The sequence below is a fragment of the Collimonas silvisoli genome (assembly GCF_018305005.1).
GTDB lineage: Bacteria > Pseudomonadota > Gammaproteobacteria > Burkholderiales > Burkholderiaceae_D > Collimonas > Collimonas silvisoli.
Window position 1 is genome coordinate 23,159 of sequence record NZ_JAGQEG010000034.1, and the last position, 16,225, is coordinate 39,383.

Consider the following 16,225-nt stretch of genomic DNA (forward strand, 5'->3'; position numbering starts at 1 on the left):
GCGTTTTCCACGCTCTATCCGGGTTTTATTCAAATTTTATCGCTCGGCAATCGTTCAAACAACGGAAATCATGGCTTCTTTACAACAGACGACGTCCCCCATAGCATCCTCGCCCCAGCCGCGCCTGATCCTCGGCTCCAGTTCCAGATACCGCAAAGAATTACTTTCCCGACTACAGATTCCGTTTGAAGTGATCGTGCCGGATATCGACGAAACGCCCCATCCCGGCGAAACCCCGCAAGCCACCGCATTGCGCCTGGCTTTGGAAAAGGCACGCACAGTGGCGCTGGCGACGCCAAATGCGCTGGTGATCGGCTCGGATCAGGTGGCTACGCTGGATGGCGAGCAGATCGGCAAACCAGGCAATCACCAGAATGCCTTGGCTCAGCTTCAGAAAATGCGCGGCCGCCGCGTCATTTTCCACACTGCCCTCTGCCTGTGGGATAGCCGGCAGAGCCAGGCCGAACAAGCCGCTCAGATAGAAAATATCCAAACCTTTGTCACCTTCCGCGACCTGCCCGATGCCGAACTGGACGCCTACTTGCGGATTGAACAGCCTTACGATTGCGCCGGCAGCGCAAAAAATGAAGGACTGGGCATCGCCATCCTGGAAAAAATCGAAAGCACCGATCCTACTGCCCTGACCGGTTTGCCATTAATCGCGCTGACCGGTATGCTGCGCCGCGCCGCTCTACCATTCTTCATAAAATAAACCGACATGCCAGGCATCCTGTATTTAATTCCCAACACACTAGGCCACAGCGAGGCCGGATCATCGCAGCCGCTGGCGGCCGTCATTCCGTTCGAGGTACAAGCGCTCACCGCCAGGCTGGATTACTTCATTGCAGAAAATGCAAAGACCACGCGCGCCTTTTTAAAATTGGTCGCCGCCGTCCAACCGCTGGCCAAACCGTTGCAAGAAATTCACATCGCCGAACTTAATGTCAACACCGCCAGCGCCGCCCTGCCGGCCTTGCTGGCGCCGATTCTGTCCGGTCAAGACGCCGGCCTGATCTCCGAGGCGGGCGTACCTGCAGTCGCCGACCCTGGCGCCAATCTGGTGCGGCTGGCTCACGCTCACGGGATTCAGGTACGGCCTCTGGTCGGCCCGTCGTCGCTGCTGCTGGCCGTCATGAGCAGCGGCCTTAACGGTCAAAGTTTCGCCTTCAACGGCTACCTGCCCACCGATGCGGAACAACGCAGCAAACGTATCAAGACATTGGAATTGCGTTCGCGCCAGGAACAGCAGACGCAACTATTCATCGAAACGCCGTATCGGAACAGTGCTTTTCTGGAAGCGTTGGCCAGCAATTGCCAAGCCAATACGCTGATTTGCGTAGCCACCGATCTGACCTTGCCATCCGAGACCATCAAAACGCAGACTGCGGCCAAATGGAAGACGGCCCTGGCGGCCGGCAATCACCCTGATTTCCATAAGAAGCCAACCGTGTTCCTGTTCCTGGCGCAATAACGTCTTCGCGCAAAACGCAAAACGGCGACGGTGTTGCGCCGTCGCCGAATTTGCCTGTCCCGAAAGACATTATGTTGAGAAGTCGAAAACTTCTCGGTGCCGCATCCTCGATGCGGGGGTTTGTTCAGTAGTCAATGCACTACTCCAAAACAAGGGGTTGTATTGCGATGGAGTGCCTTATTGCTACCGAAACAATTGAAACCGGGTGGCCAACGATTTTGCTATATCTATAATCGCCTCCTCTGTTCGCTATTCCTCAGGTACCTTTAATATACGACAGGATCGCGAAGATACAAGGCGAATTAAGGTATTACGATATGCCGGTTTCGCCGATTTCCGCTTTGACATTTACTTCAGAGCCCGCATGCGGTGTGCTGCGCGCGGGCTCTTGAATAAAATTCAACGCAAGCTTGGCTTCACATCATTCGCCAGCGATTGCACCACGCCGGCGCCCATCGCCACGCCAAATTTTTTCAACACGCGTTCAGGCAAGCCTTCGCTCTTGGTGTAATCGACAATATCTTCCTGCTTCAGAACATCGCGCGCAACGCTATCGACTGTTCCATAACCGTCTGCAAGGCCCATCTCGACCGCCTTGGAGCCGCTCCAGAACAGGCCCGAGAAAGTCTCGGGAGTTTCTTTCAGACGCGCACCGCGACCTTTGCGCACAACATCGATAAACTGCTGATGGATTTCCGCCAGCATGGTTTGCGCATAACCTCTCTGGGTAGCGCTCATCGGACTGAAGGGATCAAGGAAACCCTTGTTGTCGCCGGCAGTCAGCAAGCGCCGCTCAACTCCAACCTTATCCATCAAGCCGGTGAAGCCGAAACCATCCATCAACACACCGATGGAACCGACGATGCTGGCTTTGTTGACGTAGATCTTGTCGGCCGCCGCGGCGATGTAATAACCGCCCGACGCACACATTTCATCGACCACCACATACAGCGGCTTGTTCGGATACTCCTTGCGCAGACGCGTGATTTCATCATTGATGATGCCGGCTTGCACCGGGCTGCCGCCAGGGCTGTTGATGCGCAATATCACACCGACCGAATCGTCCGCGGCAAAAGCATTGTCAAGCGCCGGCACGACCACGGCAGCTGAGCCGTTGCCTTCCGATTCGATGGCGCCATTGATCTTGACCAGCGCAGTATGCGCGCCGACGGTTTGCGTATCGGAACTCTCGTAATTCACGCCATACCAAAACGCGAAACCAGCCTTCTTTTTTGGCGGGCATGACAGTTTCCACGTTATCAAATTCGTTATTGCTCATGGTGCTCACTCACTTCGTTTATCCGAAATCGTTATTGAATACGCCGGCCGTGCAATCTCAGGCGACTGCCGGGCGCACGTATTCATCAGGGATCCAGAACACCTGATCGTTGCTTTCTTCAACCAAAATCTTATGCAAACGTCCACCGCGGCATGGGCCGCCGGCGCATTTCCCGGTTTCCGGTTCATATACCGCGCCGTGCGTGGCGCACATCAGATACAAACCGCTGGACTCGAAAAACTCGCCTTCATTCCAATCCAGTTCCAACGAAATATGCGCGCACCGGTTCAGGTAAGCATGGACGATATTGTGGTGGCGTATGGCGAATGCAACCGCATCTTCACCCCAGGCGGTAACCGCAAAGCGCACGCCTTTGCCGCGCTCTGCCAGCGCGGAAGAAGCACAGATGGGGATGCGAATTTTATTCATCGCGTCATTCACAGCAGTGTGGTCCGGGGTCCTGGGTCAGGCGTTATCGTTAAGCCAGGCATGCAGTTGCACCGTCGAGGTCGCATTGAACAGCGGCTTCAACACATTCAATTCATGCGCCGGATGCGCGCCATACTGAACCGCAATACCCGCTGCACCGGCATTGATCGCCATCTGCAGATCATGCGTGGTGTCGCCGATCATTACCGTGCGCTTCAGGTCCTGGCCCAATTCCCGCGTCAACTCCTGCAGCATGGCCGGATGCGGTTTCGAGAAGGTTTCGTCGGCACAGCGGGTGGCGTCGAACACCGACAGCAACTTGGTCTCATGCAAGGCGCGATTCAGTCCGACCCGGCTCTTGCCGGTGGCAATCGCCAGGAAATAACCCTGCTGCGACAAGTCTGCCAGCATTTCGCGCACGCCGTCGAACAAGGTCAGATCCTGGTCTTGCGCCAGGTAATGATAGCGATAGCGCTCCACCACCCGCGGATACTGGCCAGGCTCCAAACCCGGCATCGCAAACCCAGCCCGATCACATGCGAGGCGGCCTTGTTGTCCGGAATCGCCAGCCCCAGATCCCTGGCGGCGGCTTGAATACATTTCACGATGATGGCCGTGCTGTCCATCAAGGTACCATCCCAATCAAATACGATTAAGTCAAAATTCTTTCGCGCCATATTGCCTGGCAATACCTTGCCAGCTCCTGTTATTGGGTTTGGCCTGCCGATCGGGAAATCGGCAAACCGATAAACAAATACTAACTGATATTATTCTAATCGCCCTCGGCTTCCATCGTTGCTGACGGGATATTTTTTGGCAGGCTTTGCAGGAATTTTTCGCATTCCGGCGGCAACGGCGCCTTGAGGGTTACCGGCTTGCCTGTCTCGGGATGGGCGAAGGTGATTTGATAAGCATGCAAAAACATCCGCTTCAGCGCGATGCGCTGGCCGTCAGCCTTTTGCAAAGCCCGATTCAACGCAAAGTCGCCATATTTGTCATCGCCGGCAATCGCAAAACCGCTGGATGACAGATGGACCCGGATCTGATGGGTACGGCCGGTCTTCAGCTCAGCCTCAAGCAAAGCGTAATCGCCGTAACGCCGGATCAGGTTGAAAATCGTATGCGACGCCTGGCCGTCAGCCTGCACCCGCACGCGGCGCTCACCGTCGGCCGCCGTATATTTATGCAATGGCAGCTTGATATGCTGACGTTCGTTTTGCCAATCGCCATGCACCAGCACCAGGTAACGCTTGTCGGTATCGCCGTCGCGCATTTGTTCATGCAGATTGGTCAGTGCTGAACGTTTCTTCGCCAGCAACAAGATACCCGAAGTATCGCGATCCAGCCGGTGCACCAGCTCCAGGAATTTGGCTTGCGGGCGAGCAGCCCGAAGTTGCTCGATAACACCGTAGCTGACGCCGGAACCGCCATGCACGGCAACCCCGGCAGGTTTGTCGATCACCAGCAGATGATTGTCTTCGAGCAGTATTTTAAACTCCGCTCCCGGCACCACTTGCGTTTGCTTTTCGGCAATTCGAATCGGCGGCACCCGGATTACGTCCCCTTCCACCAAGCGGTAGGTCTGATCGATGCGGCCTTTATTGACCCTGACCTCGCCAGAACGCAGCACGCGGTAAATATGGCTCTTGGGCACTCCCTTGCAAATACGCAATAAAAAATTATCGATGCGTTGACCGGCATCCTCTTCCGCAATAGTCAATAGTTGAACGGCAAGGGGCGGCTGCGCTGGCGATGACGGCGCCTCTTGCTCCAAGGCTACATTGAGTTGGGCCTTATGCTTGGGCGCGGCCTGTGTCCGCGCCTTGGGACGAGTCTCAGCTCGTCCTCCAGAAAATCTCGCTAAGTCCTTCATTTTGAATATATAATTGTTCCGCAATTGTTAAAAAACAGTTGCTGGTGTAAGAATAAAAAGACCATTCTACACAGGGGCGTCCCCATCAGCCTCGCCAATTTGCAAATTTGATGGGAAATGTGTACGCATCACCCCTGCGCGAGTCAAGGTCGCACCGTTGTTGTCATCGGATAACGCGCACGGATGCTGAACAAGAATGTCTGGATGATTAGGATAAAGTCCGGCGAGCCCGATGCGATCAAAACGATCGCGACGAGCTCGCCGGTTGATGTGGTGTTTTAAATTTGTCGCATACTTACTGAAACCAATGCTTTATTTGGCGCTATCAAACTGCTCACCGCCAGGCGTCGTGCTCGCGTTCCGCGAACCGCAAGACGCTGTACCGGTGCACGCTGGTAGCACTCTGTAAAACGACAGCACTATATCCGCGCCTGTGCACAGCGCCCTACCTGGTAGATTAGGCGCTGGCACACCAAGGCAATTCTCTCCCCCCTGACACTCCGTTCTCGCGTACATCCTTGTACTTTTTGTCGCTGACAGAAATGCTGAAGAACAGCAATCTTTAAGCGCCATTGCATTGACCCAAGGGTCACGGAGCGAAAAATGAAACGCATGTTGTTTAATGCCACGCAGCAAGAAGAACTGCGCGTGGCTATTGTTGACGGGCAAAAGCTCATCGACATCGATATCGAAACCACCGGACGCGAACAACGCAAGTCCAATATTTACAAAGGTGTGATTACCCGTATCGAGCCGTCGCTGGAAGCCTGTTTCGTCAACTACGGTGAAGAGCGTCATGGCTTTTTGCCGTTCAAGGAAGTTGCCCGCACTTACTTTAAAGAAGGTGTAGATGTCCGCAGCGCATCGATCAAGGATGCCCTGCGCGAAGGCCAGGAAATCATGGTGCAGGTCGAAAAGGAAGAGCGCGGCAATAAAGGCGCGGCCCTGACCTCTTTCGTTTCACTGGCTGGCCGTTATCTGGTCCTGATGCCTAACAACCCACGCGGTGGCGGCGTCTCGCGCCGGGTCGAAGGCGAAGATCGCCAGGAACTGCGCGAAACCATGGACAAGCTGGACCTGCCGAACGGCATGTCAGTGATTGCCCGTACCGCCGGCATCGGCCGCAACGTTGACGAATTGCAATGGGATTTGAACTACCTGATGCAACTCTGGCGCGCCATCGAAGGCGCCGGCCAGACCGGCAATGGCGCTTTCCTGATTTATCAGGAATCTTCGCTGGTGATCCGCGCGATCCGCGATTATTTCCAACCGGATATCGGCGAAATCCTGATCGATACCGACGAAATCCACGACCAGGCCCAGCAGTTCATGGCCCACGTCATGCCCGACATGGTGCACCGCGTAAAACGTTACCGCGACGATGTACCGCTGTTCTCCCGCTTCCAGATCGAACACCAGATTGAAACCGCGTATTCGCGCACCGTGCCGTTGCCGTCCGGCGGCGCCATCGTGATCGACCATACCGAAGCGCTGGTCTCGGTCGACGTCAACTCCGCGCGCTCGACCCGCGGCGGCGACATCGAAACCACCGCCTTCAATACCAATTGCGAAGCAGCGGAAGAAGTCGCCCGTCAATTGCGCTTGCGCGATCTGGGTGGACTGATCGTGATCGACTTCATCGACATGGAGAATTCGAAGAACCAGCGCGAAGTCGAAACCCGTCTGAAAGATGCCCTGCGCTATGACCGCGCGCGCGTCCAGATGGGCAAGATCTCGCGTTTCGGCCTGATGGAATTGTCGCGCCAGCGCCTGCGTCCGTCGCTGTCGGAAGGCAGCCATGTGACTTGCCCGCGTTGCAACGGCACCGGCCATATCCGCGATACCGAATCGTCCGCCCTGCAAGTCCTGCGCATCATCCAGGAAGAGGCGATGAAAGAGAACTCGGCGGCGATCCACGTCCAGGCGCCAGTCGACGTCGCCGCTTTCCTGCTCAACGAAAAGCGTGGCGAGATCCTGAAGATCGAAACCCGTCACCGGGTCGGCATCATCCTGATCCCGAACAAGCATCTGGAAACCCCGCACTACAAGCTGGAACGCCTGAAGCACGACGATCCGCGCCTGGAAGAAACCCAGGCCAGCTATGCCATGGCAGAGCAAGCCGATACCGACATCGGTTACAGCAAGACCCAGAAGGAAGAAGGCAAACCGCGCCAGGAAGCCGTGGTCAAGGGTATTACGCCAGACCAGCCGGCGCCTATCGTCGAGCGCAAGCCGGTCGAAGCACGTCCGGCAGCGGTTGCTGCTACCAGCCCGGCAGAAGCGGGTTTCCTCAGCAAGATCTTCGGCTTCTTCTTCAGCAAACCGGCTGCTCCGGCGGCTGCCCCTGCCGCTACGGCAGAAGCCAAGGGTCCGCAGCAACGCGGCGACCGTGGCGACCGCAACAATCGTGGTCAGCGCGGTCGTAACCGCGGCGGCCGCAATCGCGATGGCAGCGCTCAGGAAGGACGCGAAGACAACGCCAAGAAACCGCTGGTTGAAGCAGTAGAAGCCAAGACCCAGCAAGCGCGTCCGCCACGTCCTCCGCGCGAGCCTAAAGAGCAGAGAGAACCACGCGAAGCCGTCGAGAATAAATCGGAGAGCCGCAATGAAGGCCGGCGCGAACGCAGCGAACGCCCACCGCGTCCGCCGCGCGAAGAGCGCAAGGAAAACCTGAGCGAAGTCAAAGTCGATGAAACCTTGCTCAAGGGCGGCGTAGTAGCTGCTGCCGGCGTCGCTGTAGCCAGCGTTGCCGAAGCTGCAGAACCGGCGCAAATCGATAGCGGACGAGTCGAAACCAAAGCCGGTGAGCAAGACGAAGAACCACGTCGTCGCCGTCGCCGCGGTGGCCGTAACCGTAATCGTCGCGACCGTGACGGCGCCGAAGGCACAACCGAAGGTACAAGTGACGACAGCGAAGCAGGTGAAACCACTGCAGCAGCAGATGTGGCAGCGGTCGGCAGCGATGCAGTTGCTCCGGAAGCAACACCAGTCAGCGCTCCGGTTCAAGCAGAACCCGCCAGCCCGGTCAGCGGCAGCGTACCGATGATGGCTTCAGCAGTTCCAGTGGAGCAAGAAGCAGCCGCTCCGGCAGTTGAAGCAACGCCGGCGCCGACCGTGCTGTCGAACGCGATCGCGGCGCCGTTGGCGCCACAGCAAGTTGCACCGCAAGCTGAAGCCGCTGCGGTCGCAGTCGAAGTGACGCCGGTATCGGCCCCGGCGCCGGTAGTTACAGCACCGGTAGTTACAGCGCCAGTAGCCGCACCGGTTGTTGCCGAGCCTGTAGTACCAGCCCCAGCCGCCATCCCGGCAGCAGCCGCACCGGCTCAACTGGTGTTGCCTGAAGTAGCCGCTATCGCTGCCAGCCAACCGGCAGCAGAGCCGCAAATCGCAGCGCCAGCGCCGTTGATTACAGCAGCGCCAGTGGTTGCTGAAACGGTAGCTCCGGCAACTGTGCGGGAAGTTGCACCGGCGGTAGAAACGCCAGCAGTGATCAAGACCGCCGTGCCAAGCGCATCGCCAAAGGTGGAAGATCTGCAAAGCGTGCTGGCGGCAGCAGGCTTGACCCTGGCAGCGACCGACCCAAGCAAACTGCGCGCAGCACAGGAAGCAACCGCCAACATCGTCGCGGCGCCACGTGTACCGCGCGAACGCAAGCCTTTGCCGGCGCAATCCAGCGAACCGCTGGTGCAAGTCGAAACCCAGCGCTCGCAACAATAAGACAGTAAGCTGGGCGCAGCCACTGAGTGGCGTAGTAGTTGAAAGCAATACAACAAAGGGAGTCCCAGACTCCCTTTGTCACGTCTGGCGCGGACGATATGTTCAGAATTGCGAGAACTGCCGCGCTTGCTGCGCTTCAGCAGACTTCTTGAGCTAAAAAATGACGCTCATGGTATCTTCTAAGAGTTGTTACCCCGTAGTTGTCACCTCTTAGTTGCCATATATACAGATGCAAGGCATTGCACATTTTCCCAGACACACACCATGACTAGAAAAGTCATCCCGCTGATCGATAGCCGCAGTTTTTTGCCGCCGTCCTTGCCACCGACCCTGCCCTCCATCCTGGAAACGCCGACCGGCCTGATCGCCGATGAGCTGGGCCGGCCGCTGCACGACTTGCGCATCTCGGTCACCGACCGCTGCAATTTCCGTTGCATCTACTGCATGCCGCGCGCGGTGTTCGACAAGGATTATGCATTTTTGCCGCACACCGCTTTGCTGTCATTTGAAGAAATTACCCGCCTGGCCGGTTTATTCGTCGCCCACGGCGTCCATAAAATCCGCCTGACCGGTGGCGAGCCCTTGCTGCGCAAGCACATCGAAACATTGATCGCCATGCTCAGCGCCCTGAAAACGCCGGACGGCAAAGAGCTCGACCTGACCCTGACCACCAACGGTTCGCTGTTGGCGAAAAAAGCCCAGGCGCTGAAAGACGCCGGCCTGAAACGCGTCACCGTCTCGCTCGACGCACTCGATGAAAACATCTTCCAGCGCATGAACGACGCCGATTTCCCGGTGGCCGAGGTATTGCATGGAATGGAGGTTGCGCATCAGGTCGGGCTCGGCCCGATCAAGGTCAACATGGTCGTCAAGCGCGGCGTCAACGATCAGGAAATCCTGCCGATGGCGCGCCACTTCAAGAACACGCCCTATATCCTGCGCTTTATCGAGTACATGGACGTGGGCGCCTCCAACGGCTGGAAGATGGATGAAGTGGTGCCCTCTGCCGAAGTCGCGCAACGGATTCTTTCGGAACTGCCGATGCAGCCGCTAGCCGCCAACTACCTGGGCGAAACCGCACAGCGCTGGCGCTATGCCGACGGCGTCGGCGAAATCGGCCTGATCTCCAGCGTCACCCAGGCCTTTTGCCACGACTGTTCGCGCGCCCGCCTGTCGACCGAAGGCAAGCTCTACACCTGCCTGTTCGCCAGCGCCGGCCACGATCTGCGCGCCCTGCTGCGCAGCGAATGCAGCGACCGCGAAATCTCCAGCGTGATCGGCCAGCTGTGGCGCGCGCGCGATGATCGTTACTCTGAATTGCGGACGCAAAATACCGAAGGTTTGACACCAGCCAGGAAGAAAGTGGAAATGTCCTACATAGGCGGTTGAGAAAATTGCACATGAGCCACGCCATGCAAACCCACCCCGCTCCCACTGCGCTAAATATCACCGGCTTGATACTGGCAGGCGGCCGCGGCACGCGCATGGATGGTGCCGACAAGGGCCTGGTTCTGCTCGGCGATAAACCGATGGTGGCGCATGTCATCGCGCGCCTGGCGCCGCAGGTCAGCAGTTTGATCATCAACGCCAACCGCAATCAGGACAGCTACGCGGCGTTCGGGCATCCGGTCTGGGCAGATGAGCAAGCCGATTTTGCCGGCCCGCTGGCAGGCTTGCAGGCCGGCCTGCAGCATTGCACCAGCCCCTACCTGGTCACCGCGCCCTGCGATTCCCCCTATCTGCCGCACGATCTGGTGCAACACCTGGCACAAGCATTGGTCAGCGCAGATACCGACCTGGCGGTGGCCAGCACTAGCGAAGACCACTATCAGACAATCCGGCCGCAACCGGTATTCATGCTGCTGAAAACCGGTTTATTGACCAATCTCAATGACTACCTGCAAGGTGGCGGACGTAAGATGGAGACATGGTATCGCCGCCTGAATTACTGCGAAACCTTGTTTACCGATGCCGACGCCTTCCGTAACATCAATACCCGAGAACAGCTACAACAACGATAATGCGATGCGTGCAATGAGTGAAATAACCAATTCGAATGCCCGTCCAGCCCAGCCGTCCTTGTCCGCGCTGACCAGTTGCATGTCGGACTACGATCCGCATGCGATGCCGGTCAAGCAGGCGCAGGCCATCATTAGCGCCTGCATCACGCCGGTCAATGCGATTGAAAAAGTTGCGCTGCGCAGCGCCCTCGACCGGGTGCTGGCCAGCGACATCATCTCGCCGATCGACGTCCCAGCGCATGACAACTCGGCCATGGACGGTTATGCCTTCAACTCCGCCGATCTGCGCCACGATGCAGACACCGTGCTGACCGTCGCCGGCACCGCCCACGCCGGCCGCGCCTACCAGGGAGCGCTCGCCAGCGGCCAGGCGATCCGGATCATGACCGGCGCCCTGATGCCGGACGGAGCCGATACCGTGATCCCGCAGGAATTTGTAAGCATCCCAGCCGGCAGCCAGGCCGCTTTCATCACCATCCCGGCGGCAGCCGTCAAGCCAGGCGCCAATCGCCGCCTCGCAGGCGAAGACTTGCAAGCCGGCACAGCGGCCATCAGCCAGGGCCGCATCCTGCGTCCTGCCGATCTCGGTCTGCTGGCCTCGCTGGGCATCGCCGAAATCCCGGTAAGGCGCCGGCTGCGCGTAGCATTTTTCTCGACCGGCGATGAACTGCGCTCGGTCGGCGAAGCGCTGGATCCCGGCTGCGTCTACGATTCCAATCGCTACACCTTGTACGGCATGTTGCAACGGTTAGGTTGCGACATCATCGACATGGGCGTAGTCGGCGACGATCCGCAAGCGCTGGAAAACGCTTTCCGCAGCGCCTGCGAAAATGCCGACGCCATCATCACCTCCGGCGGCGTCTCGGTCGGCGACGCCGATCACACCAAACAGATGATGGCGCAGCTAGGCGACGTCGCCTTCTGGAAAATCGGCATGCGCCCCGGCCGCCCGCTGGCATTCGGCAGCATTACGTCGGGCGGCAAACAGGCACTGTTCTTCGGCCTGCCCGGCAATCCGGTGGCGGTCATGGTGTCGTTTTATTTTTTCGCGCGCGAGGCCCTGCTGCAAATGATGGGCGCGCAAGCCGCGCCATTGCCGCTGATGCGCGCTACCGCAGCCGTCGGCATCCGCAAACGGCCGGGCCGCACCGAATATCAACGCGGCATTCTCAGCATGAACGATGGCCAGTGGAGCGTACGCCCGACCGCAGCGCAAGGCTCGGGCATCTTGCGCTCGATGGCGGAAGCCAATTGCATGATCGTGCTGGCGCATGAACAAGGCGATGTGGCCAGCGGCGACGCGGTTGAAGTGATTCTGTTTGACGGCCTGGTCTAAACCTGCAATCTCAGGTCGCGCGTGTCGAGCCAGATGATCACAAGCGGGAAAGCGTGGACGCATCAGGTTCTCCGTCAAAGTATTTTTGCAAGCACTGGTTGAATATTTGATTGTCGAGCGCAGCCTGGGCGAACAAGGTCATCGACGATTGAAATTTCATATAGTCCGGGTAACCGAAAATCTCTTCTATCGAACGCTCATCCACGGCAGCAACCAGCCGGCTGCACTCTCGCAGCCGCGGCCCAAGCAGCGGATGCTCCAGATACGCCCTGGCTTCCGCCAGCGAGGAGATGGCATACTTGTGCGCCATGCCGCTGTGGCCCAGTCCCTCGATCTGAGGAAAAATGAACCACATCCAATGACTGCGTTTGCGGCCCTGGCTCAGTTCTTCGCGTACGATATCGAAGATCGGCTGTTGCGCAGCCACGAAGCGTTGCAGATTGTATTGATCGTTCACGTCTTTCTCCCCCATATCGAAAAGGAAAACCCATGATCTCTCATGTCTTTGTCGGCGTCACCGATTTTCAGCGCGCATTCGGTTTCTATTCCGCCATCATGGAAAAACTGGATCTGCAGCTCAAATTCTGCGATGCAGACAAACCATGGGCGGCCTGGATGACGAGCGGCAAGGCCCGTCCTCTGTTCATCATCGGCGCACCCTACAATGGTGAAACCGCAGTTGCCGGCAACGGCCAGATGATCGCCCTGCTGGCCCCGACCAGGACTGCCGTCGACAACGCCTATGCTGCCGCTTTGAGCAACGGCGGACTGTGCGAAGGGCCGCCTGGCTTGCGCCTGGAATACCATCCAAATTATTACGGCGCCTACTTCCGCGACGCCGACGGCAACAAGCTCTGCGTTTGCTGTCACGATGCAGCGGCTTAGGGCTTGGCTCTGCGAAGCTGCGAGCAAAATCAAGGATAGATGCAGAGCCGCCACGTTAAAGCAGGACATCAACTCACGGCTTGATGCCCTGCAAAAAATCCGGCTCTAGCTATGACAAGACGCTGGCTTCAGAATGTCGAGCATTGGAATAAACCAGGATGGCCAAAGCAAGTTGTCGTCGTCGGGTAACGTTCGGTGTTGTCTTTTGTATCCAGCCGCAGCACACAGCCTCGCCACTCGTTGGAATCGCTTTTATAGCCAAGCTTCTGACAAGCCGGGCCATAAATCCGCATCATCTGGTCAACATCGCGCTGCGCCTGTGCGGCACGTTCGGCATCTGTCGCACAACCGGCCAGCAGAGTGATCGCAGCCAAAAACATGAGCATACGCATAACAAGCTCCTTCCTTTCTGTTCCGTTCAACGAACTTCGGTGAACCCCGATTTTTCTATTTTTCTATTTTTCGCAAGCAAATGCGCAGATATTCAACACCACACGCCTGCCATTGCTATATATCCGTAGTATAGGCAAGAGCTTATCGCTTCACTATTTCCCATCATGCTTAGTTGCTACCAGTTGTAACTGGCAGGCCGCTTGTTCCCGCCGGCAAGAGCACGAATCGTGGTAAAAAATGATTTATCCCGCAGCATGTTCCTGACGACCAAGCGGGGCAATCGCACTCGGCACGGTTGCCGCAAAATCACTGGAATGCCCTCGATAGTCCCCCTCCCATCTTGCCGACAAGCATGCGGACAATGCTTATTAATCCCGCCATTGTAAATAATAATTATTCTCATTTATAATAAGCCCTCGGCGATACCTCAGCATCACCTCGCCCGCCCACAAAGCATCCACCTTTCCAGCCAGCCGCCAGTTCCGCGTCGCCAGCCAATAAGCAGTTTTTATTGACCTTGGAGTACGCTTTTGTACAATTTATATTCGATCCGCTTTTCGCTACCGGGATTGCCCACGGCCGCGAACCTTGCCATTTCCGCCACCTTCGCCACTTTCGCCGTGGCCTCGATGCCGGTCTTGGCGCAGGTCAGCGGCAACCAGACGCAACTGGCAAGCAGCAACTACGCCACCAACCGCACATTCGATGAAATATCGGTGACAGCCACCCGCAGCGAGACCGCAGTGGCGCAGACGCCAAGCAGCATTTCGGTCATCAATGCCGAGACTATCGAAGAGCAGCAGCCGCGAGACGTCAAGGACTTGCTGCGCTACGAGCCGGGCGTGACCGTGCGGCGCGGACCTTACCGGCCATCGTCGGCCGCCGCTGCCGGCGGCCGCGGCGGCAACGAGGGCATTAATATCCGTGGGTTGGAAGGCAACCGGATCTTGTTGATGGAAGACGGCATCCGCCTGCCCAGCGCGTTTTCGTTCGGGCCGCTGGAAGCGGGCCGCGGCGACTATGTGCAGATGGATATGTACAAGCGGGTGGAAATCCTGCGCGGGCCGGCGTCGGCCATGTATGGCAGCGACGGCTTGACCGGCGCGGTCAATTTCATCACCAAGGATCCCTCCGATTTCCTGAAGATTTTCAACAAACCGACTTATTTCTCGATCAAGCCCACTTACGATTCGACCGATGGCAGCACCTCGACCACCGCCGTCGCCGCCTTTGGCGGTGAGCGTTTCGAAGGCTTGCTGATTGCTAACAAGCGCGATGGCCATGAGGTCGACACCAAGGGCACACGCAATATCCTCGGCCCCAACCGCGATACCGCCAATCCGCAAAACGTGCATGGCAATGCGCTGCTCGGCAAGCTGGTGTTCAAGGCCAGCGCACAAGACACTTTCACCGCCGCGATCAACCATCAGGAACAAAAAACCGACTCCAACGTGCTGTCAGCCGTCACCGCCAGCACCCTCGCCCTGCGCGCCAACGACAAACTGGAGCGCAATCGCTACAGCCTGGCCTACGACTTCAAGGATGGCGGCAATCCTTATTTCCAGAACGCCCACGCGCAGATCTACTACCAGGACGCCAAGAATCACCAGTTCTCCTTTGAGGATCGATTCCCGGCGGTTGATCGCACCCGCGACAACACTTACCAGGAGCGCACTTACGGCGGCTCGGCGCAGGCGGAAAGCGGCTTCGCCAGCGGCAGCCTGCAGCACAAGCTGGTGTACGGCTTCGACCTCAGCACAGCGCGCATCAGCGGACTGCGCGACGGCACCGTTCCCGGCGTCGGCGAATCGCCGTTCCCTAACAAGGCTTTCCCGAATACCGATTACTCATTGTTCGGCGCTTTCATCCAGGATGAAATCCGCCTGTCGCAAAACGGTGCGCTCAGCGTCACGCCCGGCTTGCGCTTCGACGGTTATCGCTTGACGCCGGACCAGAATGATCCGTCTTTTACCGGCAAGGCCACCAAATCCAGCGGCAACGCGGTATCGCCACGGCTGGCCCTGATGTACGAAATCAACCCGGCGCTGCTGCCCTACGTCCAGTACGCACGCGGCTTCCGCACGCCGACGCCGGACCAGGTCAACAATAGTTTCGGCAATCCGATCTACGGCTACGCGACCATCGGCAATCCAGATCTGAAACCGGAAACCAGCAACACCTTTGAACTCGGTTTGCGCGGCAAACTGGGCGGCAGCAACGACACCTTGCGCTATAGCATGGCGGTGTTCACCGGCCGCTACAGCAACTTCATTTCGCAAGAAATAGTCAGCGGCAGCGGCCGGCCGTTTGTCGATCCGTCCATTTATCAATACGTCAATCGCGCCCGCGCCCGCATCAGCGGCGCCGAGGCCAGAATCGACTGGCAACTGGCCAATGGCCTTGGTTTCAAGGCCGGCATGGCGTATACCAAGGGCCATACCGAAGGCGCCGACGGCAGCAGCAAGCCGCTAGATACCGTCAATCCCTTCATGGCGGTATTCGGCTTGCGCTACGAACCCAGCGAACGCTGGTACGGACAAACCGATTTCATCTACCAAAGCGCCAAACGCCGCAGCGACATGAGCAAGCAGACCGACTTCGCACCGCCGGCCGCCTTCGTCATGGATCTGCGCGGCGGCTACAACATCAGCAAGAACGTCGCGCTGTTTGCCGGCATCCGCAACCTGTTCAATCGCCAGTACTGGAACTGGTCGGACGTGCGCGGCCTGGCTGACAGCTCGACCGTCAAAGATGCTTATACCGCCCCCGGCCGCAGCTTTAATGTCGGCTTGAAGTTTCAATATTAATTTCAGTATTAATC

At 57.9% G+C, this 16,225-nt stretch carries 12 protein-coding genes and 2 pseudogenes; 8 read left to right on the forward strand and 6 right to left on the reverse strand.

What is annotated here, in order from left to right:
* The first annotated feature begins 70 nt into the window (after nt 1-70).
* Nucleotides 71-712: a Maf-like protein gene (locus KHU33_RS11430; protein WP_211462972.1), complete on the forward strand. Its 642-nt coding sequence runs from the start codon at nt 71-73 to the stop codon at nt 710-712.
* Between the two features lie 6 nt (nt 713-718).
* Nucleotides 719-1,471, forward strand: a complete 753-nt coding sequence (locus KHU33_RS11435; RefSeq protein WP_211462973.1) for an SAM-dependent methyltransferase — start codon at nt 719-721, stop codon at nt 1,469-1,471.
* Between the two features lie 399 nt (nt 1,472-1,870).
* Here KHU33_RS11435 and KHU33_RS11440 read toward each other — a convergent pair.
* The 4 genes and pseudogenes from KHU33_RS11440 to KHU33_RS11455 form a co-directional block, all read right to left on the reverse strand.
* Nucleotides 1,871-2,638: pseudogene (locus KHU33_RS11440) on the reverse strand (S49 family peptidase); the annotation flags it as partial.
* A 169-nt stretch (nt 2,639-2,807) separates the two neighbouring features.
* Complete coding sequence (locus KHU33_RS11445) at nt 2,808-3,179, reverse strand: Rieske (2Fe-2S) protein (RefSeq protein WP_211462974.1); 372 nt, start codon at nt 3,177-3,179, stop codon at nt 2,808-2,810.
* Nucleotides 3,180-3,215: 36 nt separating this feature from the next.
* Nucleotides 3,216-3,856 (reverse strand): annotated as a pseudogene (locus KHU33_RS11450) (HAD-IIIA family hydrolase).
* Between the two features lie 95 nt (nt 3,857-3,951).
* Nucleotides 3,952-5,052, reverse strand: a complete 1,101-nt coding sequence (locus KHU33_RS11455) for an RluA family pseudouridine synthase (protein WP_211462975.1) — start codon at nt 5,050-5,052, stop codon at nt 3,952-3,954.
* 603 nt (nt 5,053-5,655) lie between these two features.
* Between KHU33_RS11455 and KHU33_RS11460 the strand changes: the two genes are divergently transcribed.
* The 4 genes from KHU33_RS11460 to moeA all read left to right on the forward strand — a co-directional run bounded on the left by KHU33_RS11460 (nt 5,656) and on the right by moeA (nt 12,126).
* Nucleotides 5,656-8,769, forward strand: coding sequence for an Rne/Rng family ribonuclease (locus KHU33_RS11460; RefSeq protein ID WP_211462976.1), 3,114 nt, complete (start codon nt 5,656-5,658; stop codon nt 8,767-8,769).
* 264 nt (nt 8,770-9,033) lie between these two features.
* On the forward strand, nt 9,034-10,158 hold the full coding sequence (gene moaA, locus KHU33_RS11465; protein ID WP_211462977.1) for a GTP 3',8-cyclase MoaA: 1,125 nt from the start codon (nt 9,034-9,036) through the stop codon (nt 10,156-10,158).
* Between the two features lie 11 nt (nt 10,159-10,169).
* Complete coding sequence (gene mobA, locus KHU33_RS11470; protein WP_230414196.1) at nt 10,170-10,790, forward strand: molybdenum cofactor guanylyltransferase MobA; 621 nt, start codon at nt 10,170-10,172, stop codon at nt 10,788-10,790.
* A gap of 4 nt (nt 10,791-10,794) precedes the next feature.
* Nucleotides 10,795-12,126 carry a molybdopterin molybdotransferase MoeA gene (gene moeA / locus KHU33_RS11475; RefSeq protein WP_407928272.1) on the forward strand — a complete coding sequence of 444 codons (1,332 nt, stop codon included), beginning with the start codon at nt 10,795-10,797 and terminating at the stop codon, nt 12,124-12,126.
* 37 nt (nt 12,127-12,163) lie between these two features.
* On the opposite strand, the gene KHU33_RS11480 is transcribed toward moeA, so the two are convergent.
* Nucleotides 12,164-12,583, reverse strand: a complete 420-nt coding sequence (locus tag KHU33_RS11480) for a DUF1810 domain-containing protein (RefSeq protein ID WP_211462979.1) — start codon at nt 12,581-12,583, stop codon at nt 12,164-12,166.
* Nucleotides 12,584-12,615: 32 nt separating this feature from the next.
* On the opposite strand from KHU33_RS11480, the gene KHU33_RS11485 reads away from it, so the two are divergent.
* On the forward strand, nt 12,616-13,011 hold the full coding sequence (locus tag KHU33_RS11485) for a VOC family protein (RefSeq protein ID WP_211462980.1): 396 nt from the start codon (nt 12,616-12,618) through the stop codon (nt 13,009-13,011).
* Nucleotides 13,012-13,139: 128 nt separating this feature from the next.
* Here KHU33_RS11485 and KHU33_RS11490 read toward each other — a convergent pair whose 3' ends face one another.
* Nucleotides 13,140-13,403: a hypothetical protein gene (locus KHU33_RS11490; protein WP_211462981.1), complete on the reverse strand. Its 264-nt coding sequence runs from the start codon at nt 13,401-13,403 to the stop codon at nt 13,140-13,142.
* A 531-nt stretch (nt 13,404-13,934) separates the two neighbouring features.
* On the opposite strand from KHU33_RS11490, the gene KHU33_RS11495 reads away from it, so the two are divergent.
* The gene (locus KHU33_RS11495; RefSeq protein WP_407928273.1) at nt 13,935-16,211 is read left to right on the forward strand and encodes a TonB-dependent hemoglobin/transferrin/lactoferrin family receptor; all 2,277 of its coding nucleotides are present in this window, start codon (nt 13,935-13,937) and stop codon (nt 16,209-16,211) included.
* Nucleotides 16,212-16,225: the final 14 nt, after the last annotated feature.